The 21452-nt window shown below is 40.1% G+C and carries 15 protein-coding genes; 9 read left to right on the top strand and 6 right to left on the bottom strand.

Annotated features, from left to right (window positions below; genetic code table 11):
* Nucleotide 1: 1 nt before the first annotated feature.
* The 4 genes from AACZ87_RS15075 to AACZ87_RS15060 all read left to right on the top strand — a co-directional run bounded on the left by AACZ87_RS15075 (nt 2) and on the right by AACZ87_RS15060 (nt 3384).
* Entirely contained in the window at nt 2–670 is a 669-nt protein-coding gene (locus AACZ87_RS15075; protein ID WP_339868422.1) for a YggS family pyridoxal phosphate-dependent enzyme, read from the top strand.
* 276 nt (nt 671–946) lie between these two features.
* Nucleotides 947–1093 carry a lmo0937 family membrane protein gene (locus tag AACZ87_RS15070; protein ID WP_339868421.1) on the top strand — a complete coding sequence of 49 codons (147 nt, stop codon included), beginning with the start codon at nt 947–949 and terminating at the stop codon, nt 1091–1093.
* Between the two features lie 987 nt (nt 1094–2080).
* On the top strand, nt 2081–2842 hold the full coding sequence (locus AACZ87_RS15065; RefSeq protein WP_339868420.1) for a ThuA domain-containing protein: 762 nt from the start codon (nt 2081–2083) through the stop codon (nt 2840–2842).
* Between the two features lie 209 nt (nt 2843–3051).
* A complete protein-coding gene (locus AACZ87_RS15060; protein WP_339868418.1) occupies nt 3052–3384 on the top strand; it encodes a hypothetical protein in 333 nt (110 codons plus the stop codon).
* A 325-nt stretch (nt 3385–3709) separates the two neighbouring features.
* Here AACZ87_RS15060 and AACZ87_RS15055 read toward each other — a convergent pair whose 3' ends face one another.
* Both AACZ87_RS15055 and AACZ87_RS15050 read right to left on the bottom strand, forming a co-directional pair.
* Nucleotides 3710–4255: a pyridoxamine 5'-phosphate oxidase family protein gene (locus AACZ87_RS15055; protein WP_339868416.1), complete on the bottom strand. Its 546-nt coding sequence runs from the start codon at nt 4253–4255 to the stop codon at nt 3710–3712.
* 588 nt (nt 4256–4843) lie between these two features.
* Nucleotides 4844–8431, bottom strand: coding sequence for a PAS domain S-box protein (locus AACZ87_RS15050; protein WP_339868414.1), 3588 nt, complete (start codon nt 8429–8431; stop codon nt 4844–4846).
* A gap of 379 nt (nt 8432–8810) precedes the next feature.
* Here AACZ87_RS15050 and AACZ87_RS15045 point away from each other — a divergent pair, with 379 nt between their 5' ends.
* From AACZ87_RS15045 to AACZ87_RS15030, 4 genes are all read left to right on the top strand, one after another.
* On the top strand, nt 8811–9224 hold the full coding sequence (locus AACZ87_RS15045) for a response regulator (protein WP_339868412.1): 414 nt from the start codon (nt 8811–8813) through the stop codon (nt 9222–9224).
* A 61-nt stretch (nt 9225–9285) separates the two neighbouring features.
* The gene (locus AACZ87_RS15040; RefSeq protein ID WP_339868410.1) at nt 9286–9672 is read left to right on the top strand and encodes a hypothetical protein; all 387 of its coding nucleotides are present in this window, start codon (nt 9286–9288) and stop codon (nt 9670–9672) included.
* A gap of 22 nt (nt 9673–9694) precedes the next feature.
* Nucleotides 9695–10018: a hypothetical protein gene (locus tag AACZ87_RS15035; protein ID WP_339868409.1), complete on the top strand. Its 324-nt coding sequence runs from the start codon at nt 9695–9697 to the stop codon at nt 10016–10018.
* 2 nt (nt 10019–10020) lie between these two features.
* On the top strand, nt 10021–10731 hold the full coding sequence (locus AACZ87_RS15030; RefSeq protein WP_339868407.1) for a LytTR family DNA-binding domain-containing protein: 711 nt from the start codon (nt 10021–10023) through the stop codon (nt 10729–10731).
* A gap of 17 nt (nt 10732–10748) precedes the next feature.
* Here AACZ87_RS15030 and AACZ87_RS15025 read toward each other — a convergent pair whose 3' ends face one another.
* The 4 genes from AACZ87_RS15025 to AACZ87_RS15010 all read right to left on the bottom strand — a co-directional run bounded on the left by AACZ87_RS15025 (nt 10749) and on the right by AACZ87_RS15010 (nt 19710).
* A complete protein-coding gene (locus tag AACZ87_RS15025) occupies nt 10749–15089 on the bottom strand; it encodes a PAS domain S-box protein (RefSeq protein ID WP_339868406.1) in 4341 nt (1446 codons plus the stop codon).
* Between the two features lie 504 nt (nt 15090–15593).
* Nucleotides 15594–16322 carry a 3-deoxy-manno-octulosonate cytidylyltransferase gene (gene kdsB / locus AACZ87_RS15020; RefSeq protein ID WP_339868404.1) on the bottom strand — a complete coding sequence of 243 codons (729 nt, stop codon included), beginning with the start codon at nt 16320–16322 and terminating at the stop codon, nt 15594–15596.
* Nucleotides 16323–16426: 104 nt separating this feature from the next.
* Complete coding sequence (locus tag AACZ87_RS15015) at nt 16427–18886, bottom strand: polysaccharide biosynthesis tyrosine autokinase (RefSeq protein ID WP_339868402.1); 2460 nt, start codon at nt 18884–18886, stop codon at nt 16427–16429.
* A gap of 5 nt (nt 18887–18891) precedes the next feature.
* Entirely contained in the window at nt 18892–19710 is an 819-nt protein-coding gene (locus tag AACZ87_RS15010; RefSeq protein WP_339868401.1) for a polysaccharide biosynthesis/export family protein, read from the bottom strand.
* A 546-nt stretch (nt 19711–20256) separates the two neighbouring features.
* Here AACZ87_RS15010 and AACZ87_RS15005 point away from each other — a divergent pair.
* Nucleotides 20257–21195 carry a GNAT family N-acetyltransferase gene (locus AACZ87_RS15005; protein WP_339868399.1) on the top strand — a complete coding sequence of 313 codons (939 nt, stop codon included), beginning with the start codon at nt 20257–20259 and terminating at the stop codon, nt 21193–21195.
* Nucleotides 21196–21452 lie beyond the last annotated feature (257 nt).

Below are 21452 nucleotides of genomic sequence, written 5' to 3'. Positions count from 1 at the left end.
AATGGACATCAAAGCCAACCTTGAAACAGTAAAAAAAACATTCCTTAATCCAGATTGCTTGCTGGTGGCAGTAAGTAAAACCAAGCCTCTTTCTGACCTCAAAGAAGCATATGAAGTGGGTATACGGGATTTTGGAGAGAATAAAGTGCAAGAACTGCAAGCTAAGCAACCTGAAATGCCTGATGATGTCCATTGGCATATGATTGGTCATTTGCAAAGCAATAAGGTAAAATACATTGCTCCCTTTGTGCATCTGATCCACGGAGTAGATTCCTTCAAGTTGCTTAAAGAAATCAATAAACAAGGAAAAAAGATCGATCGTATTATTTCGATTTTACTACAAATCCATATCGCGGAGGAAGAGACAAAATTCGGTTTTGACCGAGCTGAGTTAGAAGATATGCTGGGTGATTCAGATTTCCAAAGTCTCACACATATCAAAATTCAAGGGCTGATGGGTATGGCAACTTTCACTGAGAATAAAGATCAGGTGAGAAAGGAATTCCGAGGTTTAAAAACATTCTTTGATGAACTGAATGAAAGTCAACTCCCATCCTTTGTTCAGCTTCAAGATATTTCCATGGGCATGAGCGGAGATTACTTGATTGCCCAAGAGGAAGGCAGCACGATGGTGAGGATTGGCTCAGCGATTTTTGGAGGGAGAGGGTGATGTGGGATGTTGGATGTTGGTTGTTACCCCCGCCCCCTAAAGGGGAGAAGAGTTCTGTGGTTCTTGGTTGTTAGTTGTTGGTTGTTGGTTGCTGGTTGAAAGATTCGATACCCCTACTTGGGATTAAATTTTCCCATGCAATGACGAATACACAAGTAAAACAACATAAAAACGGCCATTAGCGCCCAAATGAGGACTTTTTGATCATGGCATTAGGATTGAAAACCTAGTTGGAAAGTATTTTAGATTATCTAAACCAACTAAAACTATCAAATCATGAGTTCATTACTGTATCTAATCGCTATCATTTTATTAATAGGTTGGGCTGTAGGAGTTTTCATTTATAGCGTCACAGGCCTGATCCATATTCTTTTAGTATTGGCTCTAGTAGCTGTTATTTTCCGATTGATTGGCGGCAGGTAATCCTAATTCTCAGTCAATATTCAACTATCAATTTTCTTGTCCACGATTAGCCTAGTAATCTGATCGTGGATATTTTTTTATGTGGTTATACGCCTCTTTGCCAGTGACATGTTTTTTGGCAAATTGCCAAGGCAAGCCCCTCTGTCGCCAGACAGGCTGGTCCACTGGTTACTGTTTGTGAGAAAGAGGGGAGAAAAAGTGTAGCAAAGCCGCATTTTTTCTCCCCTCTTATATAAGGTTCTACCCTGAATTTAATGGAAAAGTAAATTGGCCGCTAAACTAATTTCTCCAGAAGAAAGTATAGATTCTGTTTATTATTGAATAATTTTTCTTGAGAGAATCAACATCTCCTACACCTTTCTCCATTTTATATAGGTTTTATCTTTGTCACTTTTTGGCGGCCAAAAAGTAACCAAAAAGCCCTGAGCCTCGGTCTTTTCTTTCCGCTGATACCTTTTCTTATTCATTTTAAACAGCAACACAGCGGAATTTTGTACTGCATTTCACACCTAAAAATGACTCCCTCCCAAAACCTGGCCCAAGTCTAAAAATGCCCACCTGGCATTTTCTTTTCGACTTGTCCTCTCGTACCTCGGGAGCTAAGTCATTTTCTTAACGGCGTTCAATTCAGTACAAAACCGAAAATCCCGTAAGGCTCACCCATCCGGATGATAGCTTCCGGAAACCATCATCATAAACAAATCAGGAGTAAAATCCATTAAAATTGTGGTAGTACCTTATATAATTAATAACTCCGGACACCGAGCTCGGTTACTGAGCGTATAGAAGTATGTCGAAGTGATTCAAAAATATAATTTGGTAAGTGGCAGGATTCTTTGGAGTCATATTTTTTTTATGATTATCGCCAATGATGCCAGTCACCTAGTAGTCACTCTGGAGAGTATTTTACCAAAGCAATTCATTATTTAAAGACCTATTTTTATCTTACTGATTCAGTAAGACTACTCTCTATTTTTGATAGTTAACATGAAAAACCTTACCATTCTTATTTATCTGGTCCTGCTTTCATCCCTGCAACTGGTAAGCGCACAGGATTTGCCATTCAAAGCATTAGTGCTAACAGAAAGAGGTGATCAGCATGAAGGATTCGTAGTGGCTGCATTGGACTGGTTGAAAGTATTTGCAACCGAAGAGCACATGGATTATATCGTTTTAAACTATGCTTCCGAAATAGACAGCCTGACTTTGGGCGATTTTGATGTCATTATACAGTTGAACTACCCTCCATACACTTGGACGGAAGCAGGAGAAAAAGCTTTTGAAAAATACATTGATGAGGGGCAAGGCGGCTGGGTAGGCTTGCATCATGCCACCTTACTCGGAGAATTTGATGGATATCCCCTATGGAACTGGTTTTCAGAGTTTATGGGTGGCATACGATTTAAAAATTATATCGCAGAGCAGGCAACAGGAACTGTACATGTAGAAGCTCCATCCCATCCTGTTTTTGTAGGCCTCCCACCTTCTTTCGATATTCCGGATGACGAGTGGTATATTTTTGACAAAAACCCAAGGCCAAATGTGCATGTACTCGCAAATGTGGATGAAAATAGCTACCGGCCTGATTCTGATATTAAGATGGGAGATCATCCAGTCATCTGGGAAAATAGGTCTAAAAAAGCCCGTAACGTCTATTTTCTAATAGGTCATGATGCAAAACTTTTAGACAGTGAGGAATTCAGACTGATGCTTTCCAATGCAATTCGTTGGGCAGCTGGAGGAAAGTGAATTCAGAATAAAAGCATATTCCTAATTCCATTGAACTATGAATTAATCTAGCCTTGGGGAATAACTTGGCTAATCTCAGCTAGCGTATTTCTTGTGCATACTGGTAAACAGTGTAGTTACTCTTCGCAAGCTAAAAACTTAAAGAATCTAAACGTAAGTTGAAGTTCACGTATGAAAATGCATATTAGCACAACTAACTACGACAAGCCATGAAAAGATTTAGAGTGCTATTTGTAAACAAAGTAAAAAGCGGAGCTTTTGAGGGTGACATCTCACATATAGGTGGATTCAATGAAAATGGAGAAAATTGGACGTATACCATCCAAGAAGCTATTGAAGGAATTTCTTCCGGAAAATGTGAGTTTTACATCGTTGAAAACATGGAAAACGTGAGAGTTGGCATTTGCGCTCTAGATGAATCAGAAACCTTCTTGATGGCAAAAGGTAAATTGTATCTATACAATTTAGTGGAAGAGCTACCGGAAAGCCCTATTCACAATTTTCACGAAAGTAAGCAGCCACAGCTTTTTTTAGAAAATTAGGAGTTTCTCCCTTTGAGCTCCTAAGTGTAGCATATCAATCCCAGTGAGCAAGGATTAGAATCAAAGATTTTGAATTTTATGATTATCCTCAATGATGCCAATCATCTTAGATTCTTTGCTTATCAGGGTGAAAGACCGATACTTCGGTAACGCTCAGTACAAGTGACCGAAGACTCCCATCGTGGTGGGACAGGCTGAAGTGGCCTCAATTCTTACGTTTAACATTTCTTACATTGCTATTGCCATCTGACTGGTAGAAAAGCGGATATACCTATTGAATTTATAATGGGTTTCTCCATTAACCAGGTTTGAGCGACACTACTGTTCAGTCTTGGAGTATGTTGGTTTCAAAACCATCAATGCTTTTGGTGTTTCTATTCTCCCAGTATTGAGCTATTCCTTCTTTTCCTTGCTTGTTAGACCAGGAATTTAATGTTTCCCGCTCTGCCTTATAATCCATAAAAGGCACAGCAAATCCGCAGGAAGTCTGGACAAGGTCAACGCTCATTTCTATAATCTGTCTTGAGCCAGTATTTTCCGGGAAATAAGAGATGTAGTCTTGAAATTCCTGATCACGCACATGGAAGATCCTTGCCTGACCATACAATCTCAAAATCATAGGCTTCCCTTCAAAGGCACAGAACATTATTGTCATCCGGGTATTTTTAAGCAGATGGGCAGCAGTTTCATTCCCACTCCCTGTCAAATTGAGCCAGATGATTTTATTACCATCTATTACCCGGAATGAATCAGTTCCTTTAGGAGATACATTCACCCTCCCATCTGCCGCGGCAGTACCTACAAAAAATAGTTTTTGCTCTGAAATAAACTCCATCAATTCAGGAGTGATAGAATCTAATTGCTTTCCCATAAGTGTATAAATAAAGTTAGTATTCGCAATGATGGCAGAAGCAAAAATTCCTCTGATCAAATAGATAGAAAACCTCCACCTATGCGATACTGGTGACAGAAGTGTTCTCAAATCTACTGATGAACTTTTTTTTATAATCCTTTATATAGCTTCTGTTTATCATTGTTTAATTTTTTTCTTCAAAAATTCAACATTCTTTACACCTTCTTCCGTTTGATATTGGTTTTATGTTTGTCACTTTTTGGCAGCCAAAAAGTAAGCAAAAAGCCCTGAGCCTCGGTCATTTCTTTCCGCTGTTACCTTTTCTTATTCATTTTAAACAGCAAGACAGCGGTATTTTCTACTGAATCTCACTCTTAAAAATAACTCCCTCCCAAAACCTGGCCCAAGTCATTTACTTAACGGCATTCTATCCAGTACAAAACCTAAAATTCCTAAAAGGCCTACTCATCCGGAGGATAACCTCCGGAAACCATCAGCATCAACTGATCAAAAGTCAACTCCATTAAAATCAGGATAGAATCCTTTTTCTGGCAGAAATGCAGATATACATTATAAATACTTCAATAGAAGGTTTTTACTATGCCATTAGGCAGGAATATAAATATCAAATAATGCTCCTTTCCCGGATTCACCCGTTGCATAGATGAATCCACCATGATTATCTACGATCTTCTTCACGATAGATAGACCTATACCAGTGCCCACATAGTCGGATTTGCTATGAAGTCGTTGAAATACATCAAAAATCTTCTCGCTGTATTCAGGATCAAAACCAATCCCATTATCAGAGAATGAGATATGATGGTATAGTTGTTTGGAAACCAGATCCTTTCTCCCAGTTTCCTTCCCAGACACCGGTTGGCAGGAAATCTTGATCACTGGAGCTTTGGTAGGATAAGAAAACTTAAGTGAGTTGGTGAAGAGATTGGATAATAATTGCTTGAATTGGAACGAGATAATTTTGATTGAGCATATGGCATCTACTTCTACGATGGCTCCTTTTTGCTGAAGTTCTTCCCGCAGATCATCTGTTACTTCATCTATGATATCAGTTACCTTGGCTACTTCGAATATTCGCTCATGACTATTTGTACGGGAATAGGCCAATAAATCCTGGATCAGAGTCTGCATTCTTTTAGCCGAATTCTGCATACGATCAAACATGTCCCGACCATTATCACTCATATTCTCATATTCATCCTCCAAGAGCATACTGGAGAACATTTGGATCTTCCGCAGGGGTTCTTGTAAATCATGACTAGAGATATAAGCAAAGGATTGTAACTCCTTATTCATCTTCTCAAGGTCAACGTTCTTCTTGTTCAATTCTATGGTACGGGCTTTTACCTGCTCTTCCAATGCCTCAGTGAAGAGTTTTTGCTCCTGAATGTCTGTGCTGGACCCCACCCACATTCTGACCTCACCCTGATCGTCGAGCTGAGGCAATGCGCGACTCAAATGCCAGCGATAATTTCCCTCTGCATTCCTAAATCGGTGTTCTACATTGTATTTTTCACCTGTGGAAATAGAATGTAGCCAACTGCTCATATTTTTCTCTCTATCATCCGGGTGTACCATTGTTGCCCAACCATCACCAGCAAGATCATTGAAGGTGAGTCCAGAATAATCATAAACTGCTTTGTTGTAGTAATTCATGACACCATTTTCATCTGAGGTCCAGATGAGTTGAGGCATGGAGTCCGCCAGCAGTCGGAATTTCTCTTCTCTTTCCAAAAGAAGTTTATGGAAATTCTTTTCAGCAGTCACGTCTCTGATGGTACCCACCATACGCTCAGGCTTTGCTTCCTGATCAAAGAACACCCTGCCACGGACTTCAATCCAATGGGTGGAATAATCTTTCCAAATTATCCTGGATTCGTAATGGATATTTCCTGTGCTATAGGATTGCTCGTAAGCTTTCATTACCTTCTGCAAATCCTCCGGATGTAATTCATCTACCATCACAGAATATGGAAGGGACTCATCTCTTGAAAACCCAAAGATCTCATTACATCTGCCGGAAATGATGCTTTTTGTGGTTGCTAAATCGTATTCCCAAACACCCAATTCGCTAGCTGCTACTACAATATTCAGGCGCTCCTCATTTTTCTCCACCTTCAGCCTAGCTTCGACCATATCGGTCACATCATGAACTGTAATCATAATCCCAGACACATTTCCATCCATGTCATACATAGGGGCGTATTCGAAGTCCAAATAGAATCGTTTTAAACCTTCATCACCTTCTACCAAGGCCAGCGATTCTTTTTCGCTGTGCGTTTCTCCCGTTGTAAATACACGATGAAGTAATTCTGGATATTTCTGATCCTTCAGTTCTGGAAATGCATCCAAGAGTGAAATCCCGAGCAAATCATCAGGCTTTTTGTACCATACAGTCTCAAACATGGCTGTATTTGCCGACTCAATAATGTATTGATCACCACGAAGAATAGTCATCGGAATCGGCGACTGCATCACCATATTCCGGAAGTGTTTTTCACTTTCTTGAAGTAGGTGTTTGGCTTCTACAGTGGCAGTGACCTCAGTCGCTACTACCATGATTCCGGTGATTTCCCCGTCTTGTTCCTTTAGAGGATGATAGACAAAGTTGAAGTAACACAGCTCTTTTTTCCCATATCTATTGAGCGTAACTGGGAACTCATTTCCATAAAAAGGATTACCACTGGATTTTATATCCTCAAAAATATATTCCACATCCTCTTTCACTTCAGGAAGAGAATCAAATAGGGGTCTACCAATAAAATCCTCTTCACTTTTGTCCACCAAAAGCAGGTAATTTTCATTGGCCATTTCAACTAGGTAATCTTCCCCTCTAATAATTGCGATACCTAGAGGAGCCTGCTGAACAGAATTTCTAAACCTTTTCTCACTTTCCTCAAGCATGAGATTGGCCAAGTGCATATCGGTCACTTCAGCTGCCGTGTTCATGACTGCATAGATCTCACCTGAAGTATTATACAGCGGAGTAAAGCTATAATTGAAATAGAAAGGCTTTAGCTCACCATTTATAACCAAATCAACCTGTTGGTTTTTTGCGTGAAACGGTACACCTGAAGCAAAGACTCCATAAACTTGCTCGAATATTTCTTGACTTTCCAGTTCGGGTAGAATACTCCGATAAGACTTCCCTATTACGTCATTACCTTTTCCCCAAACATCTAAAATTGACTGGTTGGCCAATGTAATAATTAGATCATCCCCTTCGTAGACACCTATGGGAAAGGGTGCATTCTCTACAATACTGCGAATCCGTTTTTCCTGCTCTTGTATAGCTTTTCTATTCCATACTTGCGGTGTGACATCTTCCATTGTACCGTTCAGTCTGTAGCACACGTTATCGTCGGTAAACCAAGCCTTTCCTTTGGCATGCACGATTCGCTTTTCTGAATCCAAGGGGTTAACTATGGCGTATTCTATATCATATTTACCCCCGGATTCATATTTTAAGGCAGTTTCTATTGCTTTGGAAACCCGGTCTTTATCTTCTGGAGCAATAACGTTCAAGGCAAGCTCCAAATCAATTTCCTCCATGGGAGTCAAGCCAAACCAAGATTTGAGAATATCGTTTGCTGAGAATTTACTGCTTAGGGGATTGTAATCCCAGGTACCCAAATCCACTGATTCTATGGCAAAATGCAGGAGTTCCCTACTTTCTACTAACTTTTCTTCCACTAATTTTCGCTCGGTAATCTCCACAGCCATGCAGATTACTCCAGCTACTACTCCTGCAGTATCCCGGATAGGACTGTAGGTAAAGTCAAAAAATTTCTCACTCAAATACCCGTCTTTTGCAGATAGATTGGAGTCAGAAACACGGACATATTCTCCACCTTTCACCTTCTCCAAAATTGGAGCAATCTTTTGCCATTTCTGCAAGCCAATCTCTTTTGCTTCCTTACCTAGAACTGCGGCACAGTTACCATCTCCCAGTATCCCTGCGTATGCTTCATTAAATAACTGAATAAACTTGCCACTCCAAAAAATACAGATCGGCAAGGGATTCTCCAGAGTCATATTGAGCATAGCGCGCAAATCGACTGGCCATGATTGAGGATCGCCTAAGGAAGTATCTGACCAATTGTTAGTTTTATATAGCTCCAACAGCTTGCTGTCGCCTGAAGGAAAATTCCATTTATTATTATATGCGCTCACTAAGAATGGGGTTTATTAATACCAAAGCTAGCTAAAAAGGATGCTAGCAGACTAGCTTCAACAAGTTATTAGATAATTGGAAAATGACTTTTTGATGGTCTTTAGGAAAAAGTGTTGGCATAAATTCTCCTGCAACTAGTCTTACTAATCATTCAGCTTCTTAACTAAGTGAAAATATAAGGATTTTTAAACCTATAGTGCAATCCAACATTACACAAGCATCCATGAGTTTTATAAGTGGTCTGACTATAGTTCTGAGTACCAGACACTCTAAAACAAGTTCTTTCGAAAACCATTCGTCGATAGGTACTGGCATTTCACCTTCAGGCTACCCTATCCTGCCTTATTTCACAGATTGACCATTTCTCAATTACGACCTTTGAGAAAAAAAGAAGTGAAAGTCCTATTACTAGAAGATGATATACTGGAGCAGTTTCGATTTATGAAAACAATCGAGCAATTGGCTATAACAGCAGAGTTATATATAGTAGGTGATGGCCATGAAGCTATGAATCATTTAGAAAGAAGCAAGCAACTTCCAGACTTGATTTTGACAGATTTATATATGCCAGGCCAAAACGGATTTGAATTTCTTAAGGAATTAAAGGCTAACCCAGCTCTCAATTATATCCCGACCATTGCATTTACTACATCTAATGACCCAGAGGATATCAGGACATGCTATGAGCTGGGAGTTGCGAGTTATATTCTCAAGTCACATTCATCAACACAATATAAAAGCACTGTTATTCAGATATTTAAGTATTGGAAAAAACTAATTCAGTTTAAGTAAGAGGAGAGTAAGTTGTTTGTCACCCCCCCGCTTGCCCCATCAAATTATAAAACAAGAAAGTATGGTAAATTCAACAGACCTACATTTGTTCCAACCGGAACATGTAACCAGCGATCAGATTATAGACAGCTATCAGTTGATCAAGTCAATTCTTGTTGAGTTTGAGGGGCAAGCCTCCTTAAAGATCAAGGTGGACAATACCCTTCCCATCATCCAAGGAAACCTACTCCAAATCACAGAACTCTTCACGAGTTTTATCGCACGTGCAGTCCAAATCATGGAATCACACGCAGGCGAGATAAATTTAGTGCATATAAAAAAATCGAAATCTTGGGTTTTTGCCTTCCTGTTTCAGGATTTTCAATCTGAGGTATATGAGATCAGACAATTATCTCTAGAATCCACAATGAATGATTATACCCTATCCATCCCATTTAAACCCTGGTGAGGCTTCACTAATCCGAGTAAACATGGAAAAACCTTCTCTGACGTATTTAAAAGAATTATCGAATGGCAATTCAACTTTTGAAATGAAAATATTTAAAATTTTGATTGAGGAGTTACCCGAGGAATACAATGCTTACCAAAATGCTATTCGTACAAAGAACTTTTATTGGGCAGCTGATATCGTTCACAAAATCAAGCAGAAGGTAGCCTTCTTTCAGATGCATGCCTCTGTTTCCATTTCTGAAGAGCACGAAAGCTCTCTAAGAAGCGGAAAACTAAAATATCAATCAGATTTTCAGGAAATCGTAACTAAAATACTTAAATTTCTTCCTGAACATTATGATTAACTATGAACTGCATTATCATTGATGATGAACGCGTGTCTAGAGAGATCTTGGCATTTCTATGCAGTAGGGAAACTAATTGGGAAGTGACGGGGACTTTTTCCAATGCCATGGAGGCATTTATATTTCTAAATAAGGAAAAGGTGGATTTGATATTTTTAGATATCCACATGCCAGGGTTTACTGGGTTTGATTTTGTACAAACGCTAAAGAACCCTCCACATATTATTTTGACTTCTTCAGATCGGAACTCTGCTATTGAAGCGTTCGAATATGAAAGTATTATTGATTATCTGAGTAAACCAATTGACCAGGTTCGATTTAAGAAGGCGATTAAAAAGGCAGAGAAATTAATTAACTCTACAGGTAACTCGTCGGAAGGTGAAAATCCAACGAAAACAGGTGAGCATCAATTTTATATCAACATTGACAAGCGCCTGATAAACATAAACACCAGTGAAGTGAACTTTATCGAGGCAAAAGGTGACTATGTCTTGATCAAATTAGACAAGGAAGAATACAGAGTTCACACAACGCTCAGCAAGATCATCGAAAAACTTCCTGTAGACATTTTTTTCAAAGTGCATCGATCCTATGTGATCAATCTCAAGAAAATCATAGACATACAAGACAATACTATCCTAATCCAGAAATCAGTGATCCCAATCAGCAGATCGAAGAGAGCTGAACTGATGGGGAAACTTAATTTAATTTAAGGATTTAGTAAGGAAAGTCAGGAATCCAAACCCTCCCTTTGGGATTGGATTTGCTTGATTATCCACTCTATTTCTTTGCGAAAAAGCTCATACCTGTCCAATTCATGCTGTTTATCGAATTGCTTGAGCGTCTCCAGGTCAGTTGCCATTTTTGCCAAAACAGACATTCCAGATGATACGGAAGTACCGTAGAGTTTGTGCCCAGATTCATTGAGTCCTTCCAAATCCTCTTTGGCTATTTTTTCTTTGGTATCTTCCAGAAAATCAATCAATTCGTCTTCTACAATCTCTAAAATTCTTGCCAATACCAAGGTTTCATTCCCTGTATACTTAATTAATACCCCTGGGTCATACCGATTTTCTTCCATCTGCTTCTCGGCTGACTTAGAATCTACCGGGGCAGTTTTCGGAAAGTCCAACCACTTTTCAAATACATTGAGCAGAACCTCTTCCACGATTGGTTTGACCACGAAATCATCCATCCCTGCCGCCAAACATTTTTCTCGTTCACCCTTTACATTTCCCGCTGTGATGGCTACTATAGGTATCTTTTTATAGTCAGTAAGTTCTCTGATTTTTCGGGTGGCCTCATAGCCATTCATTTCAGGCATTTGCACATCCATGAGGAGAATATCTGGCTGTTCCAGTTTAAAAGTCTCTATTGCCTCTAGTCCATTGACTGCTTTCAGGAGGATAGCCCTAGGGAAATTATTCTTGATAATTGTTTCAGCAAGCATCATATTGACTTTATTGTCTTCCGCCAACAAGATTTTAAACCTGAACTCTTTCTGATTAACAGGCTCGCCCTGTACCTGAACTGGCTCTTCCTTATGAGAATTCAGGCGAGACAGCACGTGGTACAAATCCTGAAGTTTCAAAGGCTTAATCAAGCGATGCTTCACTCCCAATTCCTTACAGCTTTGGATGATTTTTCGGTCATCAGATGAACTCTGCAACAAAATGACTGGCATCTCATCCAAATCCTCCACAAAAATCTCCTTAATCTTTTTGATTGTTTCCAGTCCATCCATAAAAGGCATGTGATAATCCATTAGGATGACATCAAATCGTTCACCAGTAGCTAATAACTGAAGAGCATCCAGGCCATTGGTAGCTTCGCTGGTCTGAATATTTTTCAATAGCAGCATCTGGGTGACTATGAGTCTGTTATTTTCATTGTCATCCACCACCAGTACTTTCTTGATTTGAGCTATATCCACCCAGTCTACAGGTTCGCCCTCCTCCGCTTGTAAGGTTACATCAAAAAAGAAGGTGCTCCCTTTCCCCTGACTGGATATCAATTGAAGGTGCGTCCCCATCAAGCCCAAAAGGCGGTTTGAAATAGTAAGTCCAAGGCCAGTTCCCCCATACTTTTTGGTAGTAGAGCTATCTTCCTGTGAGAATGCCTCGAAAATCTTGGTTTGTTTGACCGGATTTATACCAACTCCAGTGTCTCGTACAGAGAACCGAATGGTGTATTGATCGTCCACTATGTTTAGATTTTCGATCTTAAGCTCTATCTCTCCTTTTTCGGTAAATTTGGATGCATTGCCCAGCAAGTTTACCAAGACTTGTTTTAGGCGAACTGCATCCGCATAGATAAACCTAGGTAGGTCACCTGATATATTGAGAAGCATTTCCAATCCTTTACTTTGAACCTGATAGATAATGATATCTGTAGCCTGTGAGGCCATTTCATACAGATCACATTTCTCTACATCCAGCTCCAGCTTTCCTGCTTCTATTTTGGAAAAATCCAAAATATCGTTGATGATACTCAGTAGGGCATTTCCTGATTGGGTGACAATTGAGAGGTATTGATGCTGGGTCTCATTCAATTTGGTTTTCAGCACTAAATCAGAAAATCCTATTACCCCATTTAATGGAGTTCTGATTTCATGGCTCATATTGGCCAAAAATTCAGATTTTGCCACACTGGCTTCTTCAGCGGCTTCTTTGGCACGCTTTAACTCTTCGCGCTGCGCTATTAAAGGGGTAATATTTTGAGTAAAAACCACCATGCCCCCCACATCTCCAGTATGTAAGTACCAAGGTCGCATCTCCCAGGAAATGAATTTAGGCTCTATCTCTCCCGGAAACACAATTTCCTCTTCTTCTCTAGTTATGACTTCGCCATCGAGAACCCGTGAGTAATTAGAAAGACGTTCTTCATTCATGAGTTCTCCGAAAATCTCATAATGTGATCTGCCTATCACCTGTTCTGCCTTGAAATTATATTCCTCTTCCCATCTATTACTTACCACGATGTATTTCATTTCCTGATCCAGCATGGCCACAGCAGCTGGGGTATGCGCGACAAAGGCAGATAACCTACTCTTTTCATTGAAAAGAGCGAGTTCGATTTTTCTATTTTCTGTGATATCAATGGCGATATTTAAGTAACCTATACTTTCCTGATTGGCATTCTTAATTGGAGTTACTACTGAAGAAACGATACGCTCTTTGCCGTCTTTGGTAATAAAAGTATAAACTTGCTTGTCAGAGCCATCTCTTTCCGACTTGGATTTGAAAATATCAAAACCTGTAATTGGCCTTCCAAATTCCTTTGATAGCTCAGTAGAGAGCTTTTCGGTCTCTTCGGGAGAATGAAAAATTGAGGTGGTATAGTTCCCTACGATTTCTTCAGCTGAATAGCCAAACATTTTTTCGGCCCCTACATTAAAAATAGTAATGACACCATCCAGGTCTGTGGCAATAATGCTTACTTCAGAAGTGGCGCTAAAAACATTGTCCAATAATTTTCTAGCGCTGGCAATTTCAAGTTCATTTTTTTTACTGGTATCTATGTCCTGAAAAGTTCCGAAGACCCTAGTACAAACTCCATTTTTAAATTCAGCCTGACCTATAGCTCTAACCCACAACTCGTTACCTTTTGCTGTGACGAGTTGCAAATCAAGGTCCCAAGGCTCTCCATTCACAACAGCATTATCCATTGCTGCTATGATTGCATCCCGGCTTTCTCCTTCTTTATAAAATTCGATTCCCTTTGCAATGTCAGGTATATAATCCTCGGCTACTTCATGAATTAACCTTGTCACCGGAGACCAAATTACTTTTTGATTGACTAGATCCACATTCCAGCCACCTACCCTAGCCATCTTTCCAGTCTTTTCCAATAGCCATCGAGCCTCTTTCAGATCTTCTTCAAGTCTAGCTCTTTCTGTGATGTCTATAGCATTTCCGATGACATATGGCTCCCCTTCTCTGCTGCCTTTATCTAGAATATTGTTGAAAAGCCAAAACCGATTTGAACCGTCTTTGTGGAGAGTTTGCATCTGCCCTTTTAGTTTCCCATTAGTGGCCACAGTTTCCAAATAACTATCCATGTCGGGATACTTTTCCTTGGGCACAATATCATAAAGCGTCCTAGAAAGTATTTCATCCACTGTATATCCTAAAATCGCAGCTCCTGAAGAATTGACTGATAGAAACCTACCCTTCAAATCATGGGTGCACATGAGGCCTTGGGAATTTTCAAAAAACATCCGAAGTTTTTCCTCACTTTCCACCAGCTCTAATTCTCTTTTTCTCTCCTCAGTAATATCCCTTCCTATTGCAAAAATGCAGTCGGTTTCATGTTCAGGAGAAGCTCTCCATTGGATTACTTTGTAGGAACCATGCAGCGTGGAAAACCTATTCGAAAAATTGATGGTGGGAATACCTGCGGAAAGTTTTTCTATTTCTTGAGCAGTTTTATCCAGATCATCTGGATGAATCAATTCAAAGAAAGACTTACCTAATAGGATATCATCTCCCCAACCAAGGATGTCTTGAAAGGAAGGGCTTATTTTCTTAAAGAATCCATCCGTTCCCGCAACGCAAACTAGGTCTGAAGATAAATTAAAGAGCTTTTCATATTGGGTTAGCTCCTGATTGGTACTTTTATCTCTCAGCAAGCTTTTCAATCCGCCTGCTAGAATCTGAAGCCCTGAGATTTGCTCGTCATGAAGTATCTTCTCTTGCTTATCCAGTACAGCTAAAGCCCCCATAATCTCTCCCTTGCTACTACTAATTGGAATAGCTGCAAAAAAATTAAACCCTTTATCAGCTAAGGATTGCTCTTTAGTTTGCAGAAAAAGGATATCTGTATCCTTCAACTCATCAAAACTATAATCTAAATCTGTTGATTTTATACCCTCCTTATTGCCGTAGCTAGATTTAATCCAAGCCTTTGTATCCTCAAAAAAATAAATGAGGGAAGTAGAACAGGTGGTGAGCATGCAGGCAAGTTTGCTAATGCCATCAAACTCAACTTCTGTATCCTTATTCAAAAATTGTATGCCATTTGGGGAATTCAATTTAGAACCGTCTTCCAATGGTGATGAAGTATTGGTCATTTGTGGTTATTGGTTACTTTTTAAAAATATAGCGGATTTAGAAAACAATCCGAAAGGTAAATTATCCAGTAAATGAGTAAATAAATAGTAGAAACTAATTTAGTTTTTTGGTTGGGAGTTATTTTGAGGCTTGGTTGTGGGGTGTTTCCCCCGACCCCTAATGGGGAGGAGAGAGTTGGGTGTCGGATGTTGGATGACCGATGTTGGGTGTCGGATGACCGATGTTGGGTGACCGATGTCGGATGTTGGATGACCGGTGACGGATGTTGGATGTCCGGTGACCGATGTTGGATGTCCGGTGACCGATGTTGGGTGTTGGATGCGTGAAAGCAACATAATGGCCTCTTAGTGATCTAACCTTTGTAGCCAAGGCCCCGATAGCTCGGGGCTAACCCAGTGAAAAAAATTAGGTCAGTTCATCAGCGATGGCCCAGAGATGTCTTTGGCAGATGTGGCGTTTTGCCAGCAAGATGACCGATGTCAGATAATCGCCCCCCTTGACCCTTAATTCCTCAAGCCCAGAATACTTCTGGCTCTTTCCAAATCTTCCAAGGTATCTATGGCAACTGAATGATGAACTGTGGAAACCATCCTAATCTTAAACCCATTTTCAAGCAGCCTTAATTGCTCAAGCATTTCAACCTTCTCCAGCGTACTTTTCTCCAATGAAGTATAATGAACCAAGGCTTCCCTTCTGTAGGCATAAATTCCAATATGCTTCCAATACTGAAGTTCTCTGATTTTATCCCGATTGTATGGAATTGGTGATCTTGAAAAATACAGGGCATCTCCTTTTAAATCCGAAATAACCTTTACAAAATTTGGGTTTTGTGCTTCATCCTCCGAAATCAGGGTTTTCAGGGAAGCTATTTCTACTGCTTTATCCTCAAAAACAGCCACCAAATCCTCCAAAGACTTCTTGTCCTGAAAGGGTTCGTCTCCTTGCACATTCACAATGATCCCGGCTTCCACTTTTTCCAGAGCCTCCGCTATTCTATCGGAGCCACTTTCGTGGGCTGTTTCGCTATAAAACACATTCCCACCAACTTCCTCAATCTGTTTTTGGATTTCGGGATGGTCTGTTACCACCCACACTTCATCAAAGACCTTTGTAGCCAAGGTGCTTAAGTAGGTTCGTTGAATTACAGACCTCCCTCCAAGATCCTGGATAAGTTTGGCAGGCAAACGTGTAGAAGCGTATCTGGCGGGAATTAGAGCGGCTGTGGTAAGCATAATCTTAACTGATTGTTTGGCAAACTCCTATTTAAGAGTGCAAAGGTGAGTAGGTTAACTGGAAAAGCTGACCTAACTCCTGTGATTTAGTGTATTAACCTGTCTCATTTCATCTTAAAGGCCTTTTTCAGACGCTGAAGGATATTCTTATTACTTTTTTTGATCTTTTTCTTTTTGGTCTCCAAGTCATCCCCATAGTAATTGTACATGTATTTATTGTTTTGAGAGTACAAGTAAGTATTACCATAACCATAATTGTAACCTTCGTAATGGTACCCTGAATTCACAATACCATTAAAAACTCCATATACATTCTTAACCTGCTTATTGTTAAATAAGTCATTGATCATCACCAAGTGATCTTTTACTGTGTAATTCTGTCTTACGACGTATAGATTGATATCAAAAAGCCTCATTAAATCAATCGTCTCTGACACCAGTCCCATTGGAGGAGTATCAAAAATGACTACATCAAAATTGGATCTTAGGTATTCCAAAAACTCTATAAGTCTTGGTGTCTGCAGCAATTCTGCAGGATTAGGAGGAATGACTCCTGAAGGAACAAACCATAAATTCTCATGGGTGGAAGGCATCACAATTGCTTCCGCCTCAACTTTTCCAATGAGGTAAGTAGATAACCCCACTCGATCTGACTCCCCAAAATAGGAAGCAAGTTTAGGTCTTCTTAAATCCCCTCCTACTACCACCGTTTTCTTAGAGCCTAAGGCCATGGCCGAAGCCAGATTTAAGGAGGTAAACGTCTTGCCTTCTCCTGACACAGAGGAGGTAACCAAGATCATTTTGGTGTTTTTTCCACTTGCCAAATAGGTAATTGCCGATCGAAGAGATCTGAAGGATTCTGCAACTGCAGATTTAGGAAAGTCCAATACCACCTTATTAGTATCCTTAAGACTGTATCCTACGATTCCCAGCTGAGGAATCATGAAGTGTTTTTTCAGATCACGCTGATCTTTGATGGTATCGTCAAAAATATCCCTCACTACCACAAACCCAAAAGGAATCAAAAAGCCTAGGACAATTGCCAAACCATAGTTCTGTTGCTTCTTAGGGAATATCAAAGTTCCTCGTCTTGCAGCATCCAAGATGGCGTTATCAGAAACATTGGAGGCCATTGCAATTCCAGCTTCAGCTCGTTTTTCAAGGAGGTAGGTATAGAGAGATTCACGGAGTTTGAATTCCCTGAAAATCCCTGAGTATTTAGATTCGGATTCCGGCAGTGTAGAAAATTCAGCATCGTAAACCTGGATATCCCGTTGGATGCTTTTCTTTTTCTGCTTGGTGTTTTCAATAAGATTCACCACATTCTCAAAAAGAAAATCCTGCGTTTTATCCATCTGCACATCGATTTTCAGCACTTCCGGATGATTTTCATTGACGGTAGCAAGCAACTTTCTACGTTCTTGAGAGAGGGTAACCAGGGTCTGAATCAGCCCATTCAACAAGGGATCAGGAATTCCTATGACTGAAGGAGCTATCACATCAGAAAAATCCCGACTCTTTTGCTCCATATAGCTACGGATCTGCTCGAAATATTCCAATTGGTAATCAATCTCGGCATTCATCTCATCGAGGGTATTCATCTTGCCGAGTATGTTGGAAAACTCAGCTGAAACATCCAATAGTTTGTTTTCAACCTTGAAATCCTGTAATTCCCGTTCCTTTTGCTGTAGGGAATCTTCCAAAAAGCCTAGTTGTTCTTCGATAAAGGCCAGTGTATTCTCCTGAATCTTATTCTTTTCGCTCAGGTCAAATGCTATGTAAGATTCCATCAAAGCATTGATGTAATCCCTTCCTTTTTCTACTACTTTGGTGGTAGTACTCAATCGAAGCACTGAGCTGTATTCATTCTGCAAACTCACCTGTACTGATCTAGCGTAGGTATCTTCCAGGGAACTTGGGTTTCTAAGCTTAAAAACTAAGACCTCATTCGTCCTTCCTGGATTTACCAAGTGCACAATAAATTTAGATCGGGTAGTTTCTATTTTCTCTCCAAAAGAATAGGTCTTGTCATAAATGGATTCATCTCCAGCGGCCATGGCGGAATTAAAATCCATAAATCCACTCTCTTCTTTAGTGAGGCGAAAGGTATTCTCCGACAATATCTCCAGCTGAATAGGGACATCTGACACCTGAAAATGATTCCAGTCTACTTCAATGCGTATTGGAGAGCGGTCATACAATTCAATCGCTTTTATGTTGGTTTTGGCATAGTACTCCACGTCAAAATGAAGTTTTTCTAGTGCTTGGTGGGCCAAACCTTTTGATCTTAACCGCAGGATGTCATTCTCAAGATTGAGTCCTGTAGAGAATATATTAGATCTATCTAAAATACGAGCTTCAGGAGAAGTGTTAGTTTTGATCACCATGGAGCCTGACACTTCATATTCGTCCACTGTATAGCGGTGAAAAAGAAAAGTAGCGATGAGGAAGATCGTAATAAAAAGTAGGTACCAAGGCCAATAGCGAATGTACTTGGCGACCACGTACCTGATCTCCAGTGCTTTTTCTTCGTTATCTAACTGGCTTAAGTCTAACTTCTCCATATCAACTAATTACCCGTTACCAAATTAATAATTAAAAGTGTGGAAGCTAGCAAACCTGCAAAAAGAGCTAGGGATGCGGTCAGGTTATCTGCGTTACCAAATTGCCTGATATTCATTGGTTCCATATATAATATATCATTAGGTTGGATGAAATAAAATGGACTTGCCAATAGTGCTCTATCATTTAGATTGATCTGATGAATCTTAGTTCCACCGTCGTACTGGCGGATGATGAATAGCTTATTTTTTTTACCCAAGAGGGTGGTTTCACCAGAGTTAGCCAGGGCATCAAAAATAGTTGCCCTATTCTTATATATCACATTGACACCTACTGAGTTAAACTCCCCAAGCGTGGTATATCTTATGCCTGCAATTCCTAGTTTGACATAGATCTCTTCCTTGAAAAACTTGTTGATTTCAAGTTGCACTTTGTCTTTGGCTTGCTCTTCTGTTAGTCCAGCGATATTGATTTTCCCGAGTTTTGGAACTTCCACATCTCCTTTTTGATCTATGGAATAACCTCGGAAATACAAGGGGTCAGAACCTCCACCACCACCGCCTCCGCTACCTCCCATACCACCCATACTCTGAGAATTTTGGAAGGAAAATGCTTCAATCAATTCAGGGTCAGAAGTCGCAAAATCAATCGAAACAATATCATAGGGTTGCAATACGTATTGATAGTCAACTTCTGCGTATGGAATAAATTCATTTAGATCTATAGGGGTATTATCTGGAAGATTTTGCAGATAGGTGATTCGTTTGTTACTGATACAACTTGTGGCAAAAATCACAATGCTGAGTACAAAAAGGATTTTCTTCATTCTAGAAGCATAAATTTAGCTTGGATCAAATATATAAAAATACTTCAGGAGAAGGGGTATGGGGGTTAGTTGTTTGTTGTTGGGTGGCCGATGACCGATGTGGGATGGCCGATGACCGATGTAGGAATTTAAAATGTGAGAATTATGAATTTAAAATAGGATGTGAGATGTGGGATGTTGGATGGCCGATGACCGATGTTGGGTGTTGGATGACGGATGACCGATGTGGGATGTTGGGTGTTGGATGGCCGATGGGTGAAAGCAACATAATGGCCCCAAAGGGATCAATCCATTGTAGTCGGATAGATTAACGTATTCCCCCCTCCTGCCCGGAATTCTCCTATTCTAATAAGAAAGTAAAAGCAGGAGGATGGAAACGGGAATTCAGTTAGACGATTAGCCTTTTAGATTATTTAATTGCAGCAACATTCTGCGGCAAGTACCCTTTAGGACTAGCGCAAGTGAAATCACACAAATGATCTTTCAGCTATAAATCCATTCAAAGCTCTCTTAAACCCAAATAAAAAATCTTCCTATCTTCAACCCATGCAGATCAGAAAGGCTATTCCAGGCGATTTACCCGTAATTATTCATCTTTTAAAGGCTTCTTTGGGTGAAAGTCTAATCCCAAAATCAGAGGCTCTTTGGAACTGGAAACATGTGGAAAATCCATTTGGAGAATCGCCTGTGCTCGTGGCAGAGGAAAATGGAATCATCTGTGGTGTACGGGTATTTTTACGATGGGAATTTCACCAGGGGGAAAAAATCTTCAAAGCCTGCAGGGCGGTAGACACAGCAATTCACCCTGAGTATCAGGGCAAGGGGATTTTTAAAAAGCTCACTCTTTCACTGATAGAGGAAATCAAAAATCAAGGAGTGGATTTGATTTATAACACACCCAATGTCCAGAGTATGTCGGGATACCTGAAGATGGGTTGGGAAAAATGGGGGAAGTTGCCGCTGAAAATTCATTTCCCTTTAAGTCTAGGAAAAAGTGAAAGCCATACTCAGGAAAGCAACTGGAGTAGCATCAGTCAACTGATCCAAGAAATAGAACATTCGAAAAAAACTTCTGAATTAATTAGCACAAATCTAGTCAGAGGCTACATACACTGGCGCTACGTGCTATGTCCATTATTCCCTTACCATTTTATTAGCGATGGGGAAACTTATCTCTTGATTTATAGAATTAAGGAAGGAAAGATTGGCAGGGAACTTAGAATAGTTGATTTCTTTTCACTGCCAGCATTTAGTCAAAATGAAAAAAAACAGCTGAACAAACTATTGAAAACTATTGAAAAAAATGAGAAAGTCAGGTTCACCTCCTATTCTGGTTTACAGTTTGGAAAAGAGTTGCCTATAGAAATGGGTTTAATGCCTGTGATGTCTATAGGTCCAGAGGTAACGCTTAGGAAAGTAGCACTTTCAGAGGATTTACTACAGCAGCCTTGGGGTTGGAGTTTGGGGGATTTGGAGGTTTTTTAGTTGTGGGTTGTTGGGTGACCGGTGACCGGTGTCAGGTGTCAGGTGTGGGAGGAATTGAGAATTGAGAATTTAAAATTGGTGGAAGATATTCGTTGTTGGTTGTGGGTTCCGCCACGGCGGACAGGTGTGGGTTGTTACAATTTAAAATGAAGGAATTAAGAATTTAAAATGGTAAGAGATCTGGAATTTGGAGAGCATGCCGTAGGTATTCAAGATGGGTAGATCCGGGTTTTAACCCGGTGTTTAAGGATGTAATA

This window comes from uncultured Algoriphagus sp. (assembly GCF_963974365.1).
GTDB lineage: Bacteria > Bacteroidota > Bacteroidia > Cytophagales > Cyclobacteriaceae > Algoriphagus.
This window is presented reverse-complemented; position numbering and strand designations above follow the sequence as displayed.

Bases quoted from the DNA above. Each gene is read 5' to 3' on its own strand.
- AACZ87_RS15035 (WP_339868409.1), top strand. From the start codon at position 9,695: ATGGAAAAACCTTCTCTGACGTATTTAAAAGAATTATCGAATGGCAAT.
- AACZ87_RS15065 (WP_339868420.1), top strand. From the start codon at position 2,081: ATGAAAAACCTTACCATTCTTATTTATCTGGTCCTGCTTTCATCCCTG.
- AACZ87_RS15030 (WP_339868407.1), top strand. From the start codon at position 10,021: ATGAACTGCATTATCATTGATGATGAACGCGTGTCTAGAGAGATCTTG.
- AACZ87_RS15015 (WP_339868402.1), bottom strand. From the start codon at position 18,886: ATGGAGAAGTTAGACTTAAGCCAGTTAGATAACGAAGAAAAAGCACTG.
- AACZ87_RS15075 (WP_339868422.1), top strand. From the start codon at position 2: ATGGACATCAAAGCCAACCTTGAAACAGTAAAAAAAACATTCCTTAAT.
- kdsB (WP_339868404.1), bottom strand. From the start codon at position 16,322: ATGCTTACCACAGCCGCTCTAATTCCCGCCAGATACGCTTCTACACGT.
- AACZ87_RS15010 (WP_339868401.1), bottom strand. From the start codon at position 19,710: ATGAAGAAAATCCTTTTTGTACTCAGCATTGTGATTTTTGCCACAAGT.
- AACZ87_RS15060 (WP_339868418.1), top strand. From the start codon at position 3,052: ATGAAAAGATTTAGAGTGCTATTTGTAAACAAAGTAAAAAGCGGAGCT.
- AACZ87_RS15005 (WP_339868399.1), top strand. From the start codon at position 20,257: ATGCAGATCAGAAAGGCTATTCCAGGCGATTTACCCGTAATTATTCAT.
- AACZ87_RS15070 (WP_339868421.1), top strand. From the start codon at position 947: ATGAGTTCATTACTGTATCTAATCGCTATCATTTTATTAATAGGTTGG.
- AACZ87_RS15025 (WP_339868406.1), bottom strand. From the start codon at position 15,089: ATGACCAATACTTCATCACCATTGGAAGACGGTTCTAAATTGAATTCC.
- AACZ87_RS15040 (WP_339868410.1), top strand. From the start codon at position 9,286: ATGGTAAATTCAACAGACCTACATTTGTTCCAACCGGAACATGTAACC.
- AACZ87_RS15055 (WP_339868416.1), bottom strand. From the start codon at position 4,255: ATGGGAAAGCAATTAGATTCTATCACTCCTGAATTGATGGAGTTTATT.